The 21,132-nt window shown below is 60.9% G+C and carries 17 protein-coding genes and 1 tRNA gene; 11 read left to right on the top strand and 7 right to left on the bottom strand.

Annotated elements, in window-relative coordinates; all coding sequences use genetic code 11:
• Window positions 1-134 precede the first annotated feature (134 nt).
• The 4 genes from AB4048_RS22055 to AB4048_RS22040 all read right to left on the bottom strand — a co-directional run bounded on the left by AB4048_RS22055 (window position 135) and on the right by AB4048_RS22040 (window position 5,734).
• Window positions 135-1,526 carry an aldehyde dehydrogenase family protein gene (locus AB4048_RS22055; protein ID WP_442204127.1) on the bottom strand — a complete coding sequence of 464 codons (1,392 nt, stop codon included), beginning with the start codon at window positions 1,524-1,526 and terminating at the stop codon, window positions 135-137.
• Window position 1,527: 1 nt separating this feature from the next.
• The gene (locus AB4048_RS22050; RefSeq protein WP_442204126.1) at window positions 1,528-3,174 is read right to left on the bottom strand and encodes an acetolactate synthase large subunit; all 1,647 of its coding nucleotides are present in this window, start codon (window positions 3,172-3,174) and stop codon (window positions 1,528-1,530) included.
• 153 nt (window positions 3,175-3,327) lie between these two features.
• Window positions 3,328-3,924, bottom strand: a complete 597-nt coding sequence (locus AB4048_RS22045; RefSeq protein ID WP_442204125.1) for a redoxin domain-containing protein — start codon at window positions 3,922-3,924, stop codon at window positions 3,328-3,330.
• 49 nt (window positions 3,925-3,973) lie between these two features.
• Window positions 3,974-5,734, bottom strand: a complete 1,761-nt coding sequence (locus AB4048_RS22040; RefSeq protein ID WP_442204124.1) for an MOSC domain-containing protein — start codon at window positions 5,732-5,734, stop codon at window positions 3,974-3,976.
• Window positions 5,735-5,950: 216 nt separating this feature from the next.
• Between AB4048_RS22040 and mug the strand changes: the two genes are divergently transcribed.
• The 4 genes from mug (at window position 5,951) to AB4048_RS22020 (ending at window position 9,428) form a co-directional block, all read left to right on the top strand.
• Window positions 5,951-6,508, top strand: a complete 558-nt coding sequence (mug, locus tag AB4048_RS22035; RefSeq protein ID WP_442204123.1) for a G/U mismatch-specific DNA glycosylase — start codon at window positions 5,951-5,953, stop codon at window positions 6,506-6,508.
• 200 nt (window positions 6,509-6,708) lie between these two features.
• The gene (gene tauA / locus AB4048_RS22030) at window positions 6,709-7,722 is read left to right on the top strand and encodes a taurine ABC transporter substrate-binding protein (RefSeq protein ID WP_442204122.1); all 1,014 of its coding nucleotides are present in this window, start codon (window positions 6,709-6,711) and stop codon (window positions 7,720-7,722) included.
• Window positions 7,723-7,788: 66 nt separating this feature from the next.
• Window positions 7,789-8,577 (top strand): taurine ABC transporter ATP-binding protein, encoded by a 789-nt coding sequence (locus AB4048_RS22025; RefSeq protein WP_442204121.1) that lies wholly within the window; start codon window positions 7,789-7,791, stop codon window positions 8,575-8,577.
• Window positions 8,574-9,428: an ABC transporter permease subunit gene (locus AB4048_RS22020; RefSeq protein ID WP_442204120.1), complete on the top strand. Its 855-nt coding sequence runs from the start codon at window positions 8,574-8,576 to the stop codon at window positions 9,426-9,428. The genes AB4048_RS22025 and AB4048_RS22020 overlap by 4 nt, the downstream gene beginning before the upstream one ends.
• Before the next feature lie 22 nt (window positions 9,429-9,450).
• Here the strand turns inward: AB4048_RS22020 and AB4048_RS22015 are convergent, their stop codons facing one another.
• Window positions 9,451-10,803 carry an FAD/NAD(P)-binding protein gene (locus AB4048_RS22015; RefSeq protein ID WP_442204119.1) on the bottom strand — a complete coding sequence of 451 codons (1,353 nt, stop codon included), beginning with the start codon at window positions 10,801-10,803 and terminating at the stop codon, window positions 9,451-9,453.
• A gap of 328 nt (window positions 10,804-11,131) precedes the next feature.
• On the opposite strand from AB4048_RS22015, the gene AB4048_RS22010 reads away from it, so the two are divergent.
• The 4 genes from AB4048_RS22010 to AB4048_RS21995 all read left to right on the top strand — a co-directional run bounded on the left by AB4048_RS22010 (window position 11,132) and on the right by AB4048_RS21995 (window position 17,785).
• Window positions 11,132-12,322: a serine hydrolase domain-containing protein gene (locus tag AB4048_RS22010; RefSeq protein WP_442204118.1), complete on the top strand. Its 1,191-nt coding sequence runs from the start codon at window positions 11,132-11,134 to the stop codon at window positions 12,320-12,322.
• Window positions 12,323-12,711: 389 nt separating this feature from the next.
• Window positions 12,712-15,309: a bifunctional diguanylate cyclase/phosphodiesterase gene (locus tag AB4048_RS22005; protein ID WP_442204117.1), complete on the top strand. Its 2,598-nt coding sequence runs from the start codon at window positions 12,712-12,714 to the stop codon at window positions 15,307-15,309.
• Window positions 15,310-15,377: 68 nt separating this feature from the next.
• Window positions 15,378-16,613, top strand: coding sequence for a type III PLP-dependent enzyme (locus tag AB4048_RS22000; protein WP_442204116.1), 1,236 nt, complete (start codon window positions 15,378-15,380; stop codon window positions 16,611-16,613).
• A gap of 5 nt (window positions 16,614-16,618) precedes the next feature.
• A complete protein-coding gene (locus AB4048_RS21995) occupies window positions 16,619-17,785 on the top strand; it encodes a DMT family transporter (RefSeq protein ID WP_442204115.1) in 1,167 nt (388 codons plus the stop codon).
• A gap of 105 nt (window positions 17,786-17,890) precedes the next feature.
• On the opposite strand, the gene AB4048_RS21990 is transcribed toward AB4048_RS21995, so the two are convergent.
• Entirely contained in the window at window positions 17,891-18,088 is a 198-nt protein-coding gene (locus AB4048_RS21990; protein WP_442204114.1) for a hypothetical protein, read from the bottom strand.
• Between the two features lie 564 nt (window positions 18,089-18,652).
• Here AB4048_RS21990 and AB4048_RS21985 point away from each other — a divergent pair.
• The 3 genes from AB4048_RS21985 to AB4048_RS21975 are packed head-to-tail and all read left to right on the top strand — an operon-like array spanning window position 18,653 to window position 20,718.
• Window positions 18,653-19,420, top strand: coding sequence for a cytochrome b561 domain-containing protein (locus AB4048_RS21985; protein WP_442204113.1), 768 nt, complete (start codon window positions 18,653-18,655; stop codon window positions 19,418-19,420).
• Between the two features lie 27 nt (window positions 19,421-19,447).
• A complete protein-coding gene (locus AB4048_RS21980; RefSeq protein WP_442204112.1) occupies window positions 19,448-19,849 on the top strand; it encodes a GntT/GntP/DsdX family permease in 402 nt (133 codons plus the stop codon).
• Complete coding sequence (locus AB4048_RS21975) at window positions 19,849-20,718, top strand: GntT/GntP/DsdX family permease (RefSeq protein WP_442204111.1); 870 nt, start codon at window positions 19,849-19,851, stop codon at window positions 20,716-20,718. Before AB4048_RS21980 ends, AB4048_RS21975 begins: the two co-directional genes overlap by 1 nt.
• A gap of 265 nt (window positions 20,719-20,983) precedes the next feature.
• Here the strand turns inward: AB4048_RS21975 and AB4048_RS21970 are convergent.
• Window positions 20,984-21,060: transfer RNA gene (locus AB4048_RS21970), tRNA-Met, on the bottom strand.
• Window positions 21,061-21,132 lie beyond the last annotated feature (72 nt).

Raw genomic sequence — 21,132 nt, 5'->3', positions numbered from 1 at the left:
TACGAGATCGGAAGCGATCTTGTTACACCCCTGGCGGTGAGAACACCGAAACGTGAAGCGCCGCGATTGCGCCGCGAGCACCGAAAGCCCGCGTGCGGACGACATGTTGGTCAGGGGGAGCGATTGTTGGAGAGCTACGTGACGTGGTTGAATACCACCATCTTGTCCTCGGCCATCTCTTCCATCGTCCATGGAATGCCGCCGACGCCATAGCCCGACTGTCTGCGTCCAGCGAAAGGCATCCAGTCGGTCCGGAATGCCGTGTGGTCGTTCACGAGAACGGCCGACGCATCGAGATGCCTGGCAGCCGTGAGAGCGACCGCAATGTCGGAGGAAAAGACGCTCGCCTGAAACGCATATGGAAGCGAGTTGGCGATGCGGATCGCGTCACGGAGCTCACTATAGCCGTAGACGCAGGTGAGCGGTCCGAACACCTCGAGACGCGATACCTTGGCGTCGGCGGGCGGGTTTACGAGGACCGACGGCAGAAGCGTCGTCTCCGACATCCGCCCGCCTCCGATCTCTTCGGTTCCGGCGTCCGTCGCCTCCTTGATCCAGCTTGCGACACGCTCCACCTCTCTTGGCAGTATGAGCGGGCCGACCTCGGTTTCCTTAAATGTGGGGTCACCGACACGAAGGGCGCCAACCTTGGCGGCGAGAGCGTCCGTGAACGTGGTTAGAATGTCCTCGTGCACGAAGAGGCGCTGTGCCGACACACAGACCTGCCCCGCGTGATAGTAGCCGCCTTTGACGATCGTACCGACGATCGCATCGACCTTTGCGCTGCGGTCGACGATGACGGGTGCGGCTCCGCCGTGCTCCAGCGCGCATCGCGTACCCGGCGGCAGCTTGCCTTTGAGGTACCAGCCGACCTTTGCAGAGCCGATGAAGCTCAGAAACGCGACGCGCGGATCGGTCGCAAAACGCTCGGCAAGCGCGTTGTCCTCTGTGATCAACGTCTGGCACCAGCGTTCGTCCAGCCCAGCCTCCCAGAACAGCTTGACAATCTCGATGCAGGAAATGGGCGTGGTCGCCGCGGGTTTTATGATCACCGGGCAGCCGACGGCGACCGCGGGCGCTATCTGGTGGATGATGAGGTTGAGCGGATGGTTGAACGCCGATATCGCCGCCACCACGCCGATCGGCTCCTTGGTGGTGAAGGCCCACCGGTTGGCGCTGGCAGCCGTGAGGCCCATCGGGATCTCCTTGCCGCCAAAATTGCGAAGCTCGTCCGCCGCGTTGAGAAGGCCGTCGATGCCGCGGGTGACCTCGATGATGGCATCCGTGAGAGGCTTGCCGCCTTCGCGCGCAATCATCATGGCAAAGCGGTCGCGGTGTTCATGCAGAAGCGCCGACGCCTTTCTAAGGATCGCCGTCCTCTGATGCGCTGGCAGCCAGCCGTCACGGTCGGCGAAAGCTTTCGAGGCGAGGTCAAGCTTGCGTTCGACGGCGTCGGCATCGTCGGCGGGAACTTCCCCGATCAGTTCGCGATCAAATGCCTGGTAGACCTTCAATGAAAGCGACATCTCAGTCCTCCAGGATCGCCGGAAGCCGCTCCCGCAGCTCCTTTACAAGCACGCGTTCATTCTCCGAATAGTCGACGGGTACGTTGACCAGATGCACGCCGCCTCCCGAAAAGGCGTCTTCAAGCGCCTGCTTCAGTTGACCGATGTCATCGACCCTGGTTCCCTTGGCACCATAGGATTGCGCATATTTCACGAAATCCGGATTGCCGAAGGTCATCCCGAAATCCGGGAACTCATCCACGGCCTGTTTCCAGCGGATCATCCCGTAGGCGTTGTCCTCGATCACGAGAACCACGAGGTTGAGCTTCAGCCGGACAGCGGTTTCGAGTTCCTGCGAGTTCATCATGAAGCCGCCATCGCCGCAGATCGCCATCACCCGACGCTCCGGATAGAGCATCGAGGCGGCCATCGCCGAGGGAAGCCCGGCTCCCATGGTTGCAAGCGCGTTGTCGAGCAGCAGCGTATTCGCCATTCGCGTCCGGTAGTTCCGCGCAAACCAGATTTTATACATGCCGTTGTCGAGCGCGAGGATGCCGTCGTGCGGCATAACCTCCCGGATATCGTGAACCAGGCGTTGTGGAGTGAAGCGATCTTCAGTCGCCCGCGCTGCAATGCGCTCGAGAATCCGCTCACGAAGATGCAGAAGAGCCGACGCATTCGGTAGCCTGCCCTCGATACGATCTGCCAGCCCTTTCAGCGATGGTCCGATGTCGCCGATGACCTCGGATTGCGGGAAATAGACCTGCTCGACGGTTGCGGGCTGATAGCCCACATGGACCACCTTGGGGCCGCCCTTGCCCATGATGAACGGTGGCTTCTCGATCGTGTCGTGGCCGATGGTGATGATCAGGTCCGCCTGCTCGATCGCCTCGTGAACATAATCGCGCTCGGACAGCGCCGCGGTACCCATATAGAGCTCGGTTCCCCCCGGCACCGTCCCCTTGCCCATCTGAGTTGTGAAGAATGGGATGCGGGTGCGAATGACGAACTCGGCGATATCAGACGTGGAGCGGGGACGGGAGGCGGCGGCGCCGAACATGAGCAGCGGCCGTTTCGCGGCGGTGATGAGCGCGGCGGCACGATCGAGTGCGGCGTCGCTTGCCGTCGGCAGCTCGAGTTGGTGCGGAGCAATGAGCGCCATCTCCTGGCATTCCTCTGCCGCGATGTCTTCCGGCAGTTCGAGATGTACCGGTCCCGGCCTCTCCTCCTGGGCGATGCGGAACGCCTCCCGGACCGTCGTCGGGATCATCTGCGGCGAAACGATCTGCCGCGCCAGCTTGGTGAGCGGCTTCATCGACGCGACGACGTCGACCACCTGAAACCGCGCCTGCCGAGACGAAAGGACGCCCTTCTGGCCCGTGATCATCACCATCGGCATCGCACCCAGCAGCGCGTATGCCGCCCCGGTCGATAGATTGAGAGCGCCCGGCCCGAGCGTCGTCAGGCAGACGCCCGGCTTGCCGGTCAGGCGGCCGTAGGTCGCCGCCATGAAAGCTGCCGCCTGTTCGTGGCGGGTCAGCACCAACTGGATCGAGGAATTTCGGATGGATTCGACGACATCGAGGTTTTCTTCGCCGGGAATGCCGAAGATGCGGTCGACACCTTCGTTCTCAAGCGCGGCCACTAGGAGATCAGAACCTTTGGTCATGGATAGAATGCCCGTGGTTGTTGGCGGATCGATCGGTCGAGGCTGGTAGAATTGGAAGAGGAGGCACTGGAGGATAGGTCCTTTTGCGGCGTACTCCAATCGAACTTTGGTGCCGATTTCGACGTGGCCTTCGGCGGCACTGGCCCGCTGCTTTCAATCCTGGTCGCTGAGCGTTTGTACGAAGGATTTGCCGTAGGGATAGAAAAGCTCCTTGCGGCCCTGTTGCCATGCGGCTCTAAGCTCAGGCCGGGTGATATCCCAGTCCGGAAAACATTTCTGGCAGACCGCCCGCAGGTCCTGGCGCAGATCTTCCACGGTCGGTCGGCCGAAGAACCAGTAGCCGTTGTAGACCTTGTAAATGACGAGACCGGGCTCCAGCACCATCACATGCGGGATCATGGGGTCATGGACCGGGTCGGTATATTCCGCGATGTCGAGATCCTTCTGGATGATGCGTCGCGGATCGGAAAGAAAGGGCCAGTGCGCGCCGACGCCGCTGCGAAATTCGTGGGTGGCCGTGATGTTGTCGGTGCTGATTGTGACCAGCCTGCAGTAGCCCACTTCCATCTCGCGATGGAGCTGCAGCAGTCCCTCGGCCTGACGCCGGTCCTTCGGACAGAAGCTGCCGCGGCTGAGCACGAGCACCATCGGCTGCTGCCCTTGCAGTTCGGAGAGTTTTCGATGCTTTCCGGTATGATCGCTCAACTCATAATCCGGGAAAACGGCGCCTGGAACGATGTCAGATCTCATTTGAAGTCCTCGACTTTCTTGCGCGGCTCGGTAACCGGAGCTCGGCCGGCTACAAATCAATCACGACGTCGCCCTTCGGCTGCGAGCAGCAGAGCAGCAAATTGCCGTCAGCCGCAGCGTCCACAGGGTCTGGCCGGTAGGCAACCTCTCCCGAAACGAGCCCCGTCTCGCAAGTGTGACACACCCCCGTTCGGCAGGACCACCGCACGGGCACGTCACATGCTTCCGCGAGATCGAGCAGGCTGTGAAACGTCGGATCCCAGCGCACATTGAGACCGGTTCGGGCGAACGAAACCATCGCTCCCGAGCCAGCCGGCCCCGACGGCAAATGCGCAGGCCGGTGCGGCACGGCAGCGACGCCAGGCGTGATCGATGGTCCCGCTCCGAAGGCTTCGGTGTGGATGCGATCTGGAGTGACGCCGAGGCCGAGAAGTCCAGCTTTCAGGTCGTCCATGAATGCCGTGGGACCGCAGATATAGAAATCACCGTTGCGCGGCAGGCCGAGGCTATCGAGCGCCTGCACGTCGAGGCGGCCGGGAGAGTCGAAATCGATGCCCGGCCGATCGTCTTGCCTAGGCGCGCTGTAGCGAATGTGGCTGTGGCCATGGACGAGCGCTTCAAGCAGTCCGCATGCCTCGCCGGCGAACGCGTGCTCGCGACCGTTGCGGGTGCCATGCAGCCACCAGATTTCTCTGGTCGATGCCTCGGCTGCCAATGCATGAAGCATTGCAAGCACCGGCGTCACACCGATCCCGGCACTCACCAGGACAACGGGCGTGTCGCCCGGCCGCAGCGTAAAACTCCCGCGCGCCGCGCTCGCCTGCACGACATCGCCAACCTTCAGCTCGTCGTTTATAAAGCCGCTTGCCGCTCCGTGGGTTTCGCGCTTGACGCTGACACGGTAGTGCGTGTCGCCAGGTTTCCCGGACAGGGAATAGCTGCGCAACATCGCCGGCGCGGACTGTGATCCGAGCCGGAGAACAACAAACTGACCAGCCAGGGCAGCGGCCACCGGTTGCCCGTCTGTCGGCTCGAGCACGAGGGAGACCACATTGTCGCTCTCCCGAACTTTGCTCGATACACGCAGCGGGCGAAACCCGCGCCATGCCGGAGGCGGAGCCGACGGCCCCGTCAGCCCGGCGTTTCCGGCGATCGTTCCGCTCTTTTCCGCCTGAGCCAGAAGCGCCTCGAAGGAACTTCGCCAGCCCGCGCTTAACGCCGGAATCCGCAGAGCGCGCTCAAGCCGGTCGCGCGGATGACCGGGCTTGTAAAGGAGCGAATTGATCTCGCATACCGTCATGCCTTCGGGGCCGGACGCAACCTGCGTGACCTCGTCGCCCGCCTGGACTTCCCCTTCCTCAAGCACACGGAAATAGAAACCGGGTCTGTCGTGCGTGACCACAAGCGCCGCCATCTCAGGCACGTCCATGCGTATCCCCAGTCGATAGCAGGTGACGCGCGGCTGGGTCACCTCGAACAACGCGCCGCCGATGCGGTAGCGGTCTCCGATACACACCTCCGCGTCCGGCAAGCCGTCGATTGTGAAATTCTCGCCAAACTGCCCGTAGACGAAATCGTTTCGGCCCAGATGCTGTTCCCAGTAACGATAGGAATCCATCTGGTAGACAAACACCGCACGCCGTTCGCCGCCATGGCCAGCGAGGTCCGCCTGCTTGTCGCCGTCGATGTTCAGCCGACGCACCATGCGCGGGCCATCCACGGGTACCTTCCAGATCGAGGTATTGACGGTCTTGACCTGCCAAACGACGTCACGCGGCAGGCCAACATTGACGGATAACAGGCGCACCATCACATTTGTCTCCGAGGGTCGTCGCCACAATTTCGGGACCGTCCCAGGACGACTTCGCCTCCAGCGTCGGGTCTCGTTTTTCTTCTAGCAGAGAACGACCAAAGGCCGCTTCGATCAATTATGCGATAGTGTCGCCGATACCTTCGCATCAGTTGCTGCTGACCGCGGCCGGGCCGTATCCTGACCGGACTAACTGAACACAAGCGGAATTTTACAATGCAGGACTATACCACAGCAACGGACATCGATGGCCAGACCGACATCACGCCGCAGACTGCGGGACTGTCAGAAATACTGGCGCCCGGTCTTTCCGTCGTTTTCTGCGGGTTGAATCCGGCGCTTTCGGCTGCCCGAGACGGGCACAACTTCTCAAATCCGAGCAACCGTTTCTGGAAAGTGTTGCATCTGGTCGGATACACACCCCGCTTGCTGCGAGCGGATGAGGAACGCGAGATATTGCGATATGGCTGCGGCCTGACATCGGCTGTCCCGCGTCCCACAAGGCGTGCCAGCGAGCTTGTGAGCAAGGATTACGTGAGCGCGGCGCCAGTACTGGAAAGCAAAATACGAGCGTTTGCACCGGCGAATTTGGCATTTCTGGGAAAGGCGGCATACGCCGCGATCAGTCTGCGAGCCGATGTCGATTGGGGTTGGCAACCGGACGCGTTCGCGGGTGCCTCCGTCTGGGTGCTGCCAAATCCAAGTGGTCTCAACAGGGCTTTTAGCCTGACGAGATTGACGGAACACTATCTTGAGCTGAGATCGGCACTCTAACCGCTTCTCGATCATCGGAAGCTGGCGATACGGCAAGCCCACGCTTCAGGTAGCGAGCGTCATTCTTTCCGGGCAAACTATTGTCATTATACTCTATAAAATTAGTTTACTATTTCTCTTGCCTGCCTGTCTCGGTGTCTATGATCCCAATTGTCGGATCGAAGGCCGCCGAGGGCGCCTTCTTCAAAAAGGGGCAAGTCATGAACATCAAGAATCTCCTCGCTGCGATTGCAGTCGGCGTAAGCAGTCTGACGATTGCGGGCCATTCCGAAGCGGCCGACAAGAAGGTGGTCATCGGCTACCAGACGGATGCGCTTCCATCTTCGGTCGCAATCGCGAACGGCGAATATGCCAAGGCCACGGGCTACGACATCGACTTCCGCAGGTTCAATTCCGGTGCGGAGATCTTTGCGGCGATCGCCTCTGGTGATGTGGAGGTCGGCTACGTGGGCTCGAGCCCGTTTGCGGCCGCCGCCTCGCGCGGCCTTGATATCAAGGCCTTCTATCTCTCTTCGATCTCGGGCATCGACGAAGCTCTGGTCGTCCGCAACGGTTCCGGTATCGAGACCCTGAACGACCTGAAGGGCAAGAAGCTTGCCGCAGCGCCGGTATCGACCGACCACTATCAGCTTCTGGCTCTCATCAAGTCGCTCGGTCTCTCGGAAAAGGACGTCCAGGTTTTCGCGATCCCACAGCCGGAAATCGTCGCAAGCTATAACCGCGGCGACATCGACGGCGGCTTCGTCTGGGACCCGGCGCTGACCGAACTGAAGAAGAACGGCAAGGTCCTCGTCACGTCGAAGGAGGTCGCCGACAAGGGCGCACCGACATTCTCCGCATGGGTCGCAACCTCGAAGTTTGCCAAGGACAGCCCCGAATTCCTGAAGGGTTTCGCGACCGTCACCAACAAATACTATGCATCTTTCACAGCGGATAAAGCAGCTTGGGGTCCGGAAAGCGACAACGCCAAGGCCCTTGCCAAACTTCTCGGCGGAACCCCTGAGCAGCAGGCTGCCGCGCTGAAGAACCTCACCCTCCTTACGCCCGACGCGCAGGCCTCGAACGCCTGGCTCGGCGGCGGCGAGAGCGCGGGTGCCGCAAAGATCCTCAAGGACACCGCCTCGTTTCTGAAGGAACAGGGCAAGGTGTCGGAGGTATTGCCGAACTACGGAGCGTTCGTCACCGCCGAAGCGCTTGCCACCGCAACCAACTGATCCTCCCGGACGCCGGCGCGCCAACGATACGGCAGGCGCGCCGGTGTCGACCGCATGAGGTGCAAGATGCTTAAAGTCGATCATGCCAGCGTTTTCTTTTCAGCACGCGACGGGCGCACCGTTCATGCGCTCGATCGCGTGTCTTTCGATATTCCCGACCGTGGTTTCGTGGTCGCGCTCGGGGCATCCGGATGCGGCAAGTCCACGCTTCTGAATGCCATCGCGGGCTTTCTGCCGCTTTCGGATGGCAGGATAACGCTTGACGGACGCGGCGTTGACCGCCCTGGGGCCGATCGCGGCGTGGTCTTCCAAAAGGATTCGCTCCTGCCCTGGAAATCGGTCGTGGACAACGTTGCCCTCGGCCTCAAATTTGCCGGCGTGAAACGAAGAGAACGTCAGGGGCGGGCGCAGGAACTGCTTCGCCTTGTCGGTCTCGACGAGTTTGCCGGCGCGTTTCCTTACGAACTGTCGGGCGGCATGCGCCAGCGTGTCGGCATCGCGCGCGCTCTGGCGACCGACCCGGATATTCTCCTCATGGACGAGCCGTTCGGGGCGCTCGACAGTCTCACGCGCGAGCAGATGCAGGAGCTGTTGGTCTCCGTCTGGCACCGAACCGCGAAGAAGATCTTCTTCATCACCCATTCGATCGAGGAAGCCTTGTTTCTCGGCACGCAGGTGCTGGTGATGTCTCCGAGGCCGGGGCGCGTCGTTGCCCGCTTCGAACTCGATTTCGTCAAACGCTTTGCCGAGACGGGTGATGCCGGCGCGATAAAGGCTTCGCCGGAATTCGCCGAGCTGCGCGAGGAGATACGCGCCATCCTGCATCGGGCCGAAGACTTCAGGAGCGCCGCATGAGCGAAATAACACACGCCCCGACGATCACCGCCAGGCAGCCGCAGGACAATGTCCGGCTCGTCAAGATGGCGAGCTTCGGCGTCGGCGAACGTCCGACGGTCGCCATCAGCGTGATCACCGGCCTTGCCATCCTGGCGTTGTGGTGGGTGGTTTCGGAGCTCGCCATCGTTCCGCACCTGTTTCTGCCACGCCCGGACGAAGTCCTGCGGCAGGTGGCGGTCGTCTATCGCGATGGCTATGCGGGCGCCTCGCTCGGGGAGCACGTCTACGCCAGTCTGTTTCGCATCGTTGCCGCGGCAACGATCGCCATCACCCTCGGTATTCCGCTGGGCCTGCTGATGGGGCTCAACCGCTGGGCAAAGGGCATCCTTGACACGCCCATCGAGTTCTACTGGCCGCTGCCGCCGCTCTCCTACCTGCCGCTGATGATCATCTGGCTCGGGATCGGCGAGACGTCGAAGATCACGCTCCTCGTGCTTGCGATGTTCGCGCCTATCTGCCTTGCCGCGCAGGCGGGCGTTCGGTCATTGCCGATCGAACGGGTAAACGCCGCGCGCTCGCTTGGCGCGAACCGCCTGCAGCTCTTCCTCGACATCGTGCTGCCGTCTGCCTTGCCTGAGATTCTCACCGGCATTCGCATCGCGTTGGGCGTCGGCTGGGGCACGCTGGTCGCCGCCGAACTGATCGCCTCCACGCGCGGGATCGGTTTCATGATCATGTCGGCTTCGCAATTCCTGGCAACCGACGTCGTTTTCGTCGGCATCGGCATCATCGCCATATGCGCCTTCGCCTTCTCCGCCGCCATACGCTCTCTGGAAACATTGCTCGTGCCTTGGAAGGGCAAGCTTTGACCGTTTCAGATGGCTAGACGCGTCAAGGCTCGGGGGCCACTATCGAACTGGCAACTTTCCTTGCCTGGACACGGATATCGGGAACCGCGGTGATCTCCCAGAACTGACCGGCCGTCAAAGCGCCGACGGCGTAGGTCGTCGGATCGCTGGTTCCCCCGCGAAGGACGCGCGATTGCGGATCGACAGCGATGCCGAGGCCGAGTTGGTCGGCCTCGATCAGGCGTTGCTTCAGCATCTCGCGCAGCAGCGGTGAGTGAGAGATGCCGGCGCGTTCCATGCCGGTGCAATTCACGATCCAATCTGCCTTCAGCGCCTGAAACTCTTGGCTGCCTCTGACGCGGTAGCTGAGGGTAAGGCCGCTCCCCTCTCCGATCTGTGAAAGAAAGCCGGCATGGATCGACACCTGGCCGCTCTCCACCATCCGCTGAAACCGGTCAAACACGTCGGGCGCCACACGGTGCCGGTGAATGTTCCACCACGGGAGCGCATGGCGCAGGAACCGTCGGCGCTCGATTTCCGGCAAGCGATGCCATAGCGCCTGGGTCTGCGGACGCAGCCCGTCCATGACGCTGCGCCAGTCGCCCGCTTGCCGGCTTTCGCGACGTAGCCGGTGCAAAAGACCGCTGACGTTCGTCGGAAGACTGTCGAGGTCAAGGTGTGCGGCCGGTTTCGGCGCCTTGGCGTGACCGTGCGGTATGAGACCGCGTCGGGACAGCACGTCGATATGCCCCTTGAAGCCATGCGCGTACAGCGCCAGGACTTGGTCGATCATCGTCAGTCCCGAGCCAAGTATGGCGACGCGGTCGTTTGCTCGAACCCGCTGCAGCCATGACAAGCGCCAAGGGTTCTTGATGACTTGGCTGCGCGCCTCGGCGGATAGTTCCGCGATCTCAACGGGCAATGCGGCGTTTCCCACGCCGAGACAGAGGGCGATGTTGCGGCCTGCCACCTCATCGCCGTTGTCGAGCAGGAAGCCAAGCATTGTGCCGTAGCGCTCGATGCATCCCGTCGCCTTGGCGCGAATGAAATCGACCCTGCAATGGGAGCGCTTGCTCCGCAACAGCGCGGCAAGCGTGTCTCGGACGTAAAGTCCGTAGTCCTGGCGGGAGGCGAAATCCCCTTCGCGCAACGGCCGCTTTCGATCGCCGAGCCATTCGACGAAGGCATCCGGCCGATCCGGAAACAAACTCATCCGCCCCGCCGGAACGTTCAACCGGTGCAGATAAAGCTCGGTGCGATAGGCGGTGCCGCGTCCGAAACCCGGATCGTCGCCGATAACGACGACACTCGATGAAGGCGGCAGCAGCTCGATCAGATTGCAGACTGTCGCAATTGCCGAAAAACCTGATCCGACCACCACCACGTCATAAATCATCAAGTTCTCCTCGGGGCACGATCAATCGAACGCGCATCGCCTTCAAGCGGTTCCTCATCCGATGCCTCAGCCCGCCTGACGCCGCTAAATGGTCGCAAAAGCTCCCCCGTCGAATATATACCCATAACGCCTATAGATTAAATGCGTAAACGCCCTCAGGTGGAGCGCTCAATCCCGGAGGCTGGCCCGATCACGCCGACAGTCATTGAAGCCGACTTGAAATTCGCGTGCAATTTCGCGACGATGAGCGAAATGGGCAATCTGTTCGGGCGGCTCTTCTCCGCGCCGCAAAGATAAAACCTTCCAGGCATTGCGAAAGAAAAGTGAGATGAAATTGAGTTCGACATTCGCATCCGGCGGCCCTTTGCGATTCGATGGCCCGTTTGTGCCTCGGGCGGACTGGGATCGTGCCCCGTGGAACCGTTGGACCTTCCAGAATGTGCGTTCGATAATGCCCACGGCGCAGGTTTGGCGTGGGCCGGGTGCGCCGACGGAATTGCCCAGCGCGCCCGAGAACATCGATCGCTTGGAGTTCGAGCTTGACGGTTCCAGACACACGATCCGGGATTTCATGCAAGCGCAATACACCGACGCGCTTCTCGTGCTGCACCGTGGAAAGGTCGTCGCGGAGAAATACCTGAATGGCATGACGGCGAGAACGCCGCACCTTTCTCAATCCGTGGCGAAATCCATCGTCGGCACCGTTGCGGGAATTCTGATTGATCGAGGCGAAATCGATCCGACTGCTCCCCTCACTCGATATCTCCCCGAGCTCGAAGCTACAGCCTATAAAGGCGCCACCGTCCAACACGTGCTGGATATGACCAGCGGCGTGGTATTCGACGAAACCTACACTGCCCCGGAATCCCACATGGCACAGTTGGATGTCGCGAGCGGCTGGAAGGATGGGCACGATCCGGATTGGCCGAAGACGGTATGGGAGCTGATCCTCACCTTGACGAAGGCCGAATGCCCGCACGGAGCATCGTTCCGCTATCGCTCGATCGAAACGGACGTGCTTTCCTTCGCTCTCCAGAGAGCGAGCGGCCGAACGCTGTCCGAGCTCGTCAGCCACGAATTGTGGGCGCCGATGGGTGCTGAGGAAGACGCCTACTTCACGGTTGATCCCGCTGGATATGCACTCGGCGACGGCGGCTTCAATGCCACGCTTCGCGACTACGCGCGCTTCGCATTGCTTCACCTGGGGCAAGGCAATATTGGCGGCCGCCAGGTTGTTCCTTCGCGCTGGATCGAGGAGATTCGGTTTGGAAAATCCAATCCGCTGGGAGAAACCTATCGCCAGACCCTCCCGAATGGCAGCTACCACAACCAGTTCTGGATCGAGGACCAGGAGCGGCGAGCCTACATGGCGCGCGGCGTCTTCGGCCAACTCATCTATATCGATCCGGAAAGCGAGTTCGCGACCGTTGTCCTCTCAAGCTGGCCGGAGTTTCTGAGTGTGGATCGGACGCGGGCCACGCACGCGGCTGTCCACGCAATTCGCGATGCCTTGAGGTAAACTGCCCAGGGAAATCCTACCGGCGATACAGCCCCTGCGTCTACGTGCATCGGATGCACTTGCAATCAAACCGCGCTTTTATGCCGGTTGCCTCTCGATATTGTCAAAAACAAGGTCCAGACTAGAAAGCATCCGCGAGGATACTCTTCACCGCCAAGTGAAGTAACCTGAAAAAACGCACAAGGGATGCGATGGCATCACGCCGGCATGCTGCGGATCGCAATGAATACCGGAAGAATTTTCAAAAGAGGCGACAACTGGAGGGACTTCTATTGCTCATAGTATCCTCTGAAATTCTTTATTAACTGTATTGGCACGGAAAAATGTGACTATTAACCTGTCATTTGTATCTCCCACTTAGCATTTTTCCTCAAACGGGGTGGGGCAAGATGCGGGTTTTTCGTTCTGAGTTTGCGCAATTTTCCGGCAAGGATTTTACCAAGCGGATCGTCGTTCCGATGGCAAGCGTCATGCTTGTCGCGATTACGGTCGTCATCGCTTTTGTCTTCCTGTCCGCCCGCCAGCAAAATAACCTTGAGGTAGAAGCGTCGACGAAGCTCGCCACGACCGCGCTTCAGGTGAAGGCGCGCGAGGTTGCCCGCAACCTTCGTGACTATGCCGTCTGGGAAGACGCCTACAAGAACCTCCACGAGAAAATCGATCTGGAATGGGCCGGAACGGACGGCAATATCGGGGCAAATATCTACGAAGGTCTCGGCTATGAAATGGCCTTTGCCATCAATTCCAAACGCGAGACCGTCTACGCCGTCATCGAAGGCAAGCCCCAGAAGGTTGATGCGCTGCAGGTGATGCCGTACGGCCTCCGTGATCTCTTGCATGTAGCCTCGATCCAGGCGGACCCGACCACCTATCTCATCAAATCCGGCGACGACATCTATCTCGTCGCGGCGAACACTCTGCTGCCGCCTTCGATCGACCGCAGCACGGTAAACGTGAGAGATTTGACGATGCTGGTCTTTGCCAAGCGGCTGGATCAGAAGTTCCTCGATCGGATAGGCCGTGATTATCTGTTGTCAAACCTCAAGATTTCCACGACCCGCCCTTTCGGTGCCGGCGCCTGGATTCCCTTGACGTCTCAGGCCCAAGAGCCGCTTGGTTTCCTCTCCTGGTCGCCTGACAAGCCGGGCAACCAACTGGTCAGCTTCATCGTTGCCCCGCTCGGAATCGTTCTTGCATTCCTCGCGGCATTTGCCGCGCTCGTCATCAGAAACGCCCGCCGCTCGACAAGCGCCCTGGAACAATCGGCCAAGACGGTCGAAGCCTACGCCCAGACCCTCAAGGAGAGCGAGGCCCGGTTCAGGGACGTTGCCGAAGCGTCTTCCGACTGGATCTGGGAAAGCGACGAATCTCTGCACCTTGTGTACTTTTCCACGCGCTTCACCGAAGTGACGGGGCTCTCGGCCGCAAGCATTCTTGGCAAGACGATCCAGCAATTCTTCTCCAGCGATGCCGACTCCGACGGCTGGCGCCGATTGGTCGAAGAAACGCAGGACCGCGGCTCGTTCCGTGACCTGCGCTGCTGCTATCGCGATGCGAGCGGCCGCGCCCGGATCTGCCGCCTCGCCGGGCGTCCTATCGTGGACCAGGCCGGCAGCTTCCTCGGTTTTCGTGGCACGGCGACGGATATCACCGAAGAAGTGGAAGCGCAGGAGCGTGCGAGCCATCTTGCGCATCACGATGCCCTCACCGGCCTTCCGAACCGCGTTCTCTTCCGTGAACGCCTCAACCTGGCGCTTGCTGCCAACGCCGACCAGACTTCGCGCATTTCGATCATCTGCCTCGACCTCGATCATTTCAAGGAAGTCAACGACACGCTCGGCCATGGCGCCGGCGACATCCTCCTTCAGCAATTGTCGGGACGCTTGATGGGATGCGTCCGTCAGCACGATACCGTCGCAAGGCTTGGCGGCGACGAGTTCGCCATCATCCAGGTTGGCGTAAATCAGCCGCTGGAGGCTGAAGAGATCAGCCGGCGCCTCATCGAGGTCATCCGCGCTCCCTTCAACATCGACGGACAGGACCTGCATGTCGGCGTGAGCATCGGGATCGCGATCGCCGGCAACGACGACAGTGATCCAGAACGCCTGCTCAAGAGCGCCGACATCGCCCTTTACCGTGCGAAGCAGGGCGGACGCGCAACATACCGCATATTCGAAGCGCAGATGGACGCTGAGCTTCAGGAGCGTAAGGCGCTTGAATATGATCTCCGCCAGGCCCTCCTGAGAGACGAGCTGGATGTCCACTACCAGCCGCTGATCGATCTCGAAAGCCGTAACGTCGTTGCCGTCGAGGCGCTGGTGCGCTGGCGGCACCCGACGCGCGGCCTCGTCTCCCCCGCCGAATTCATCCCGCTCGCGGAAGAGACGGGCCTGATCATCTCGGTGGGCGAATGGGTTCTCGAGACCGCTTGCCGGCAAGCACTCGAATGGGAAGGCCTTGGCGTTGCCGTGAACCTTTCGCCAGTCCAGTTCCGCAACCGCGAGCTGGTGGAGACGGTACGCCAGGTCCTGGTGCGGACCGGTCTCGAACCTGCCCGTCTCGAACTCGAAATCACCGAGAACGTGCTTATCAACGATGCCGCTGCCGCCCTCGATATCCTGACCGGCCTCAAGGGCCTCGGCGTCAAGATCGCGATGGACGATTTCGGTACCGGCTACTCGTCGCTGGGCTATCTGAACTCCTTCCCCTTCGACAAGATCAAGATCGACAAGTCGTTCGTCAGCGACATGAGCGTCAAGGACAAGGCCGGCGCGATCGTCAAATCGGTGATCAGCCTCGGCCAGAGCCTCAACATGATCACAACCGCCGAGGGCGTCGAAACCCTCGAGCAGGCCGCTTTCCTCCGCCAGGAAGGCTGCGACCAGCTCCAGGGATACTATTTCAGCAGGCCCGTGACCGCCGATGACCTGACCGCCTTCATGGCCACCTGGAACCGCAACAAGCAGACCGACGAGGTGGCGGCCTAGAGCAATTCGGTCTAGCCGCCACCCTCTCCAACAGCAAAATCAAAAATCTTCAAAACAGGGTCAAGCAAATGAACGCGCAGGCATCGTCAGCGGCCGTCGGTTTTTCGCCGAGGGACCTTCAGACACAAATTCGGGAAGCGCTCCCCTCCATCGAAAAAGCGTCCCGCGTCGGGCCTCTTCTGCCGGTCTACCAGAGCGTGGACGACGTGATTGCCGATCTGAAGCCGTCCGAGCCCGTCTTTTGCATTGAGCCGGCCAAATTGCGCGAAGCCGCGGCAAGCTTCCAATCCTTTCCGGGCCGGGCGCTTTACGCGGTCAAGTGCAACCCGCATCCCTATGTTCTGGAAACGCTCTTTAGATCCGGCATCACCGATTTCGACGTCGCTTCGCTTGACGAGGTCAAACTGATCGACAACGTCTTCGGCAAGGCGGCGGGGCAATTCTTCAACAACCCCGCCAAGAGCCGCCCGGCCATCCGCGCCGCCTCCGAAGAGCACGGGATCCGTTTCTATACGGCGGACTGCATTGAGGAGATCCGAAAGATCATCGATGAGACCGGCGGCAGCAAGGACCTCGTCATCGCCGTCCGTCTCGCGACCCGCGCCGCTGAAGCCCGCTATGTCCTTTCGACGAAATTCGGCGCGCAGCCGGACGACGCGGTGACGATGCTGAAGCTTATCGCCGCTCATGGCATCAAGGCCGGGATTTCATTCCACGTCGGCTCCCAGTGCCTGGCTCCCGCTGCATTCGGCAACGCCGTCAGACTGGCGGGCAAGGTTGCGAAGATGGCCGGCGTCGAGCTCAGCGTCCTGAACGTCGGCGGCGGCTTTCCGGCGCCCTACCCGCGCGATGAGATTGCAAGCCGCGAACAGTATTTCGGCGAGCTGGTCCACGCCATGCGCGATGTCGGCTTTCCACGCAGCTGCATCATACTCTGCGAACCGGGCCGCGCGCTCGTCGCAACATCCGGGACGACGATCGTTCAGGTAGTGATGCGCCGCGACCGCAATCTGTTCATCAATGATGGCGTCTTCGGCACGTTGCAGGAACTCGGCCATCCAAGGGAACACCGTCCGCTTCGCCTGATCCGGCATGCTTCCCGGACGGCGCAGAAGAATGCGCAATTCAAGGTGTGGGGACCGACCTGCGATTCCAACGACGTTCTCGGCGCGCCGTTCACGCTGCCGGAAGACGTCCAGGAAGGCGACTGGATCGAGATCGGCATGATGGGCGCCTACTCGCTCTCCATGAGAACCCACTTCAATGGTTTCTTCGCCAAACAGATTGTCGCACTCGGGACGTGAAATAGATGCGCAGGTGGGCAGGCAACAAAGCCGTGGCGTCGGCAATCGGTGGCGTCGGGGTTATACTCTGGGCGACGGAACCGACGCTCATAACCTACACGGTTGCCATCCCGCCCCTTCAGACCGTGGCTCTCGCCTTCATCTTCGCAGCGGCCATGTCTCCTCTGGTCTGGTTGGTGACGGGCAGCCATCCCCTGCTAGCGTTTCGCCAGCCACTCAGCGCCTGGCTGCTGACCGTTGGATCCCTCGTCGGCTATCACGCCTGCATCTACTATGCCACGCAGAAGGCTCCTCCAGCGGCGGCCGCGCTTCTCCAGGGGACCACGCCGCTGATGATCGTCCTCGGATCGGCCCTTCTTCCGGGAGAGAAGCTGAAATGGTGGCATGTCCTTGGTGCCCTGATGGGCCTGGCAGGCGTGCTTTGCCTGATCGACAACGGCGGCGATGGCAACTCGTCCGACGGAGCGGTCTTCTATCTCTCGCTGATCGGGATCGCCGCTTCGCTCTGGGGGCTCTACTCTGTTCTGACCCGCAGGCTTGCCGACGTTCCGACATCGACATTGGGGATATTCTATGCGGCCTCGGCGATTGTCGCGGGTGCCGCCCACTTCTCCCTCGAAAAGTGGGTGAGCCCGACCGGCACGGAATGGCTCGCAATGGCAGCCCTTGGCTGTCTGCCGATGGGATTGGCCATCTATTTCTGGGATTTCGGGTTGAAGCGCGGAGATATACAGGCGCTTGGCACCTTCTCTTATGTAGAACCCCTTATCGGCACCGTATTGGTCGCGATGTTTACGCATGCAGTTCTCAATACATCGCTGCTCTGGGCTGGTCTTCTGGTCGTTGGGGGCGCGGTCGTCGGAAGTGCAAGCCTCTGGACAAGGCGGCCGAATACCAAGCCGGAACCGATCTCCGCAGATGAACGGATCCTACGAGGCGCCGAGATCGCTCATAGTCTCGGCTCGGTTTCGACGAAGGAAGAGTTGTCTTCCGTCAGCAACCAGATTCTCGCGCGCCTGATCGAAATCGGAGGCGAGTATGGGGACCCGCGCAAGCATGACGAGGAAATGAAGCTGTTGCTCTCCGCACTTGCCGTCTCCATCCGGGTCTGGGACGAATGCCAGGCCAAACCGAAATACTATGCGGACGAGAAGGAACGATCCGCTGCCTAACCGGTCGGAACGCTGCCACGCGGCCTAACACTTCTTCGGTGAGGGCCAAGACCGCCCGTCGCGCGGCGAACAAGCCAAGGCCGCCGTAGTTCGGCCGTAGGCGACCTAAGTCAATCTTGCAATCGCCCGCTCGAGATTGTCGATTGCCTCGTCTTCCCTGGCAATCATCCGGTCGATATCAAGATCATCATCATCATCCCAATCCGCCGCGATCCCTTTCGACTTCAACAATGCGAGATCGTTTCGGTGGGCCACCTTTTCATTCTTCAGCTTGATCAGGCGTGTGCGCATATCGTCATTCATCGTTGCTTCCTTCAATAGCAAGACCGCGCAGGTCAGAAGGTCCCGAAGCTTGGCAAAGTCTAGCGAAAGCTGACCTTTCGCGCGAGAACGATTTGGAGGGGAAGTCTAACGGCAGTTGACGTCGGGGGAAGTTGCTACGGCAGCCACCCGCGCAGCGCTTTGCGGCGTAGCTGGCGCTGAGTTTGAGTGTGGGCTTTTGTGGCAAGGCTCCTGGTCTCCGAAACGCCCTCCTTTGCCAAGGCGGGCAATGGGGCGGCCCCTTGAGCCGTCGGGCGCCCACTCGACACGAGCGGCCGACGGAGATGCGCGAGCAAGCTGCGCGCGGCACGCGGTTTGCCGAGCAGGCCTCACGCAGGTCATGAAAACACTAATCTAGAAATTACTAGACTTTGTATTCAGGAATTAAGCGCCACACATCGACTATAATATAATCAATCGCTTATATAATTCGAAAATACATAACCTACATTGACTCCCCGCATGCATTACTATAGCCGATGTTATCGATAACATCGCAGCTTTGGGAGGAGTCATGCTCGATATCGGTCTGTGCCGGATATAGCCGTGGACAACACGGCATCCCTGATCTCGTCAGCGTCCGATTGGCTGCTGACCGGCCTGTCAGGCCACCCGCATGTTTCGCCGCCGGCATGGGCCTATTGGCACGCGCGCTGCATGGTGGTCGGGTGGACGATCCTGCTTCCTGTCGGAATGCTGATCGCCCGCTTCTTGAAGGTCACGCCACGCCAGAACTGGCCGTCGTCCCTCGACAATAAATTCTGGTGGCGCTGCCATATTCGCCTGCAAGCGGCGGGCCTGGCTCTCGTCCTCGTCGGACTGGCTCTGGTGTATGCGCGCAGCACAGCCGGCTCGGCTCTCGCCAATGCCCATCACGTCGGTGGCTGGCTGGTCATTGGGATCGGCGCACTGCAACTTCTTTCCGGCCTGCTGCGCGGCTCCAAGGGTGGGCCGACGGCGGTCACCGTGCGCGGCGATCACTACGACATGACGCTCCGGCGGGTGATCTTCGAATACCTGCACAAGACGCTGGGCTGGGCCGCGATGGCGGTTGCGATTTGCGTCACCGTCGCCGGAATGGTGCTGGTCGATGCCCCGCGCTGGATGGCGGTGATCATCGGGTGTTGGTGGGTCGCCTACGCGCTGATCTTCATATGGCTGCAAGCCAAGCGCCGCTGCATCGACACCTATCAAGCAATCTGGGGGCCGGATACTTGGCACCCCGGCAATCGCCGCCCGCCGATCGGATGGGGGATTAACCGACCCTCGTCGCCGGAAGCGGAAGGCGGCCGCAAGGACCTGCCGAAGACATAATCATTTGATATTACAAGGGAGAATAAATTGACCACGTTTGCCCTGCTCTCGATTGGCGTAGCCGCCATCGTCCTACTGCTTTTTTTGATCCTGATCCTTCGCCTCCATCCCTTCATCGCGCTTCTGCTGGTTGCCACAGTGGTCGCGCTCGCCGGAGGCACGAAAGTCACCGACGTGGTTGCCGCCGTCGAGGGCGGCATGGGCAAGACGCTCGGCCACATCGCCGTCATCATTGCGCTTGGTGCGATGATCGGGCGCATGATCGACCTTTCGGGCGGCGCGGAAGCGCTCGCGAGCGGCCTCGTGCGCCGCTTCGGCGAGCGGCGCATCGCGATGGCGCTGACGATGGCAGGCTTCGGGGTCGCTATACCCGTCTTCTTCGAGGTCGCGGTGATCATGCTGATGCCGGTCGATATCGGCCGCTGCTGATGTTCGGCCTTCCTCTCGCGGCGGTCACAGCCGTCTTCGTGTTTCTCGCCGGCAAGGTGCTGACGCGCAGCGTCTTTGCGATGTCGCCCGACATTGCAGCCGAGATCGGCCGGGAACGGCTTCTGGAAGGCAGAGCGGCAGACCGTGAAGGGGCGCTTCTGGAACCGGTCGGTACGGCGCTTCCCGGCCACGCACACGCGCCGGGCGTCGGGCTGGTCGTGACGCTCATCGCGCTGCCGATCCTGCTCATTCTCGCCGGAACGGTTGCATCCCTGACGCTGGAGCCGCAATCGGCCTTGCGTGCCGTACTGACGTTCTTCGGTATACCTTACGTCGCGCTGCTGATCGACGTGCTGCTTTGCGCGTGGCTCCTCGGTGTCAGGCGCGGTGCGGCTTTGGCGACAGTTTCGGAAGTTCTCGGATCGGCCTTGCCGGGTGTGGCGGTCATCATCCTCATTACCGGTGCCGGAGGCGCATTCGCCTCGGTGCTGGTTTCGACCGGGATCGGGCCGGCGCTGGCGAAACTGCTGCAATCAAGCGGCCTGCCAATTGTCATCATGGGTTTCCTGGTCACGATGTTGCTGCGTGGCGCGCAAGGCCCGACGACGGTAGCGCTGATGACGACGGCGGGGATTATCGCGCCGATGGTCGAGAACGCGGCACTCAACCCGAACCAGCTTGCCCTCGTGGCGCTGGCAATGGGAGCCGGTGGCATGGCGCTGTCGCATGTCAACGATCCCGGTTTCTGGATCGTGACGCGCATGAGCGGGCTTTCGGTCGGCGATGGGCTGAGGACGTGGACCGTGCTGACCACGATTGCCGGTTTCGTCGCCCTGTTGCTGATTGTCGGGCTTTGGAGCTTCGTATGAGCGGGCGACGGGCAAGCAGCCCCGAGATCTCCAGCGTGGTCACCATGGGCGGGCCGGGAATTCCGAGGGGGCTGTCGGCCCGACCCTTAAACCGGCCTGATGCCGCTCGATACGATTGAAGAGCAGCAAGGCGGCGGCGCTCCAGCGCCGCCCGCCTCCGAACGACGAAAGCCCCTCCTCAAGTGAGGAGGGGCTTGGTTTTGGTAGGCTGCTTCCCCTGGAAGTCGTTGTTATATAACGACGTCTAGGGTTGTATGTATGGATTTGGTTGCGGGGGCAGGATTTGAACCTGCGGCCTTCAGGTTATGAGCCTGACGAGCTACCGGGCTGCTCCACCCCGCGTTATGGTTATTTGGCAAAAGGGCGGCGTTTTTGCGGGCGTTATGCCGGGCATTTTGCCTGTTTTTGTGAATG

Origin of the sequence: Rhizobium sp. RAF56, assembly GCF_052113965.1 — a bacterium.
Classification (GTDB): Bacteria; Pseudomonadota; Alphaproteobacteria; order Rhizobiales; family Rhizobiaceae; genus Rhizobium.
Note: the sequence above shows the minus strand (reverse complement) of the source record. Positions and strands in the feature narration are given on the sequence as shown.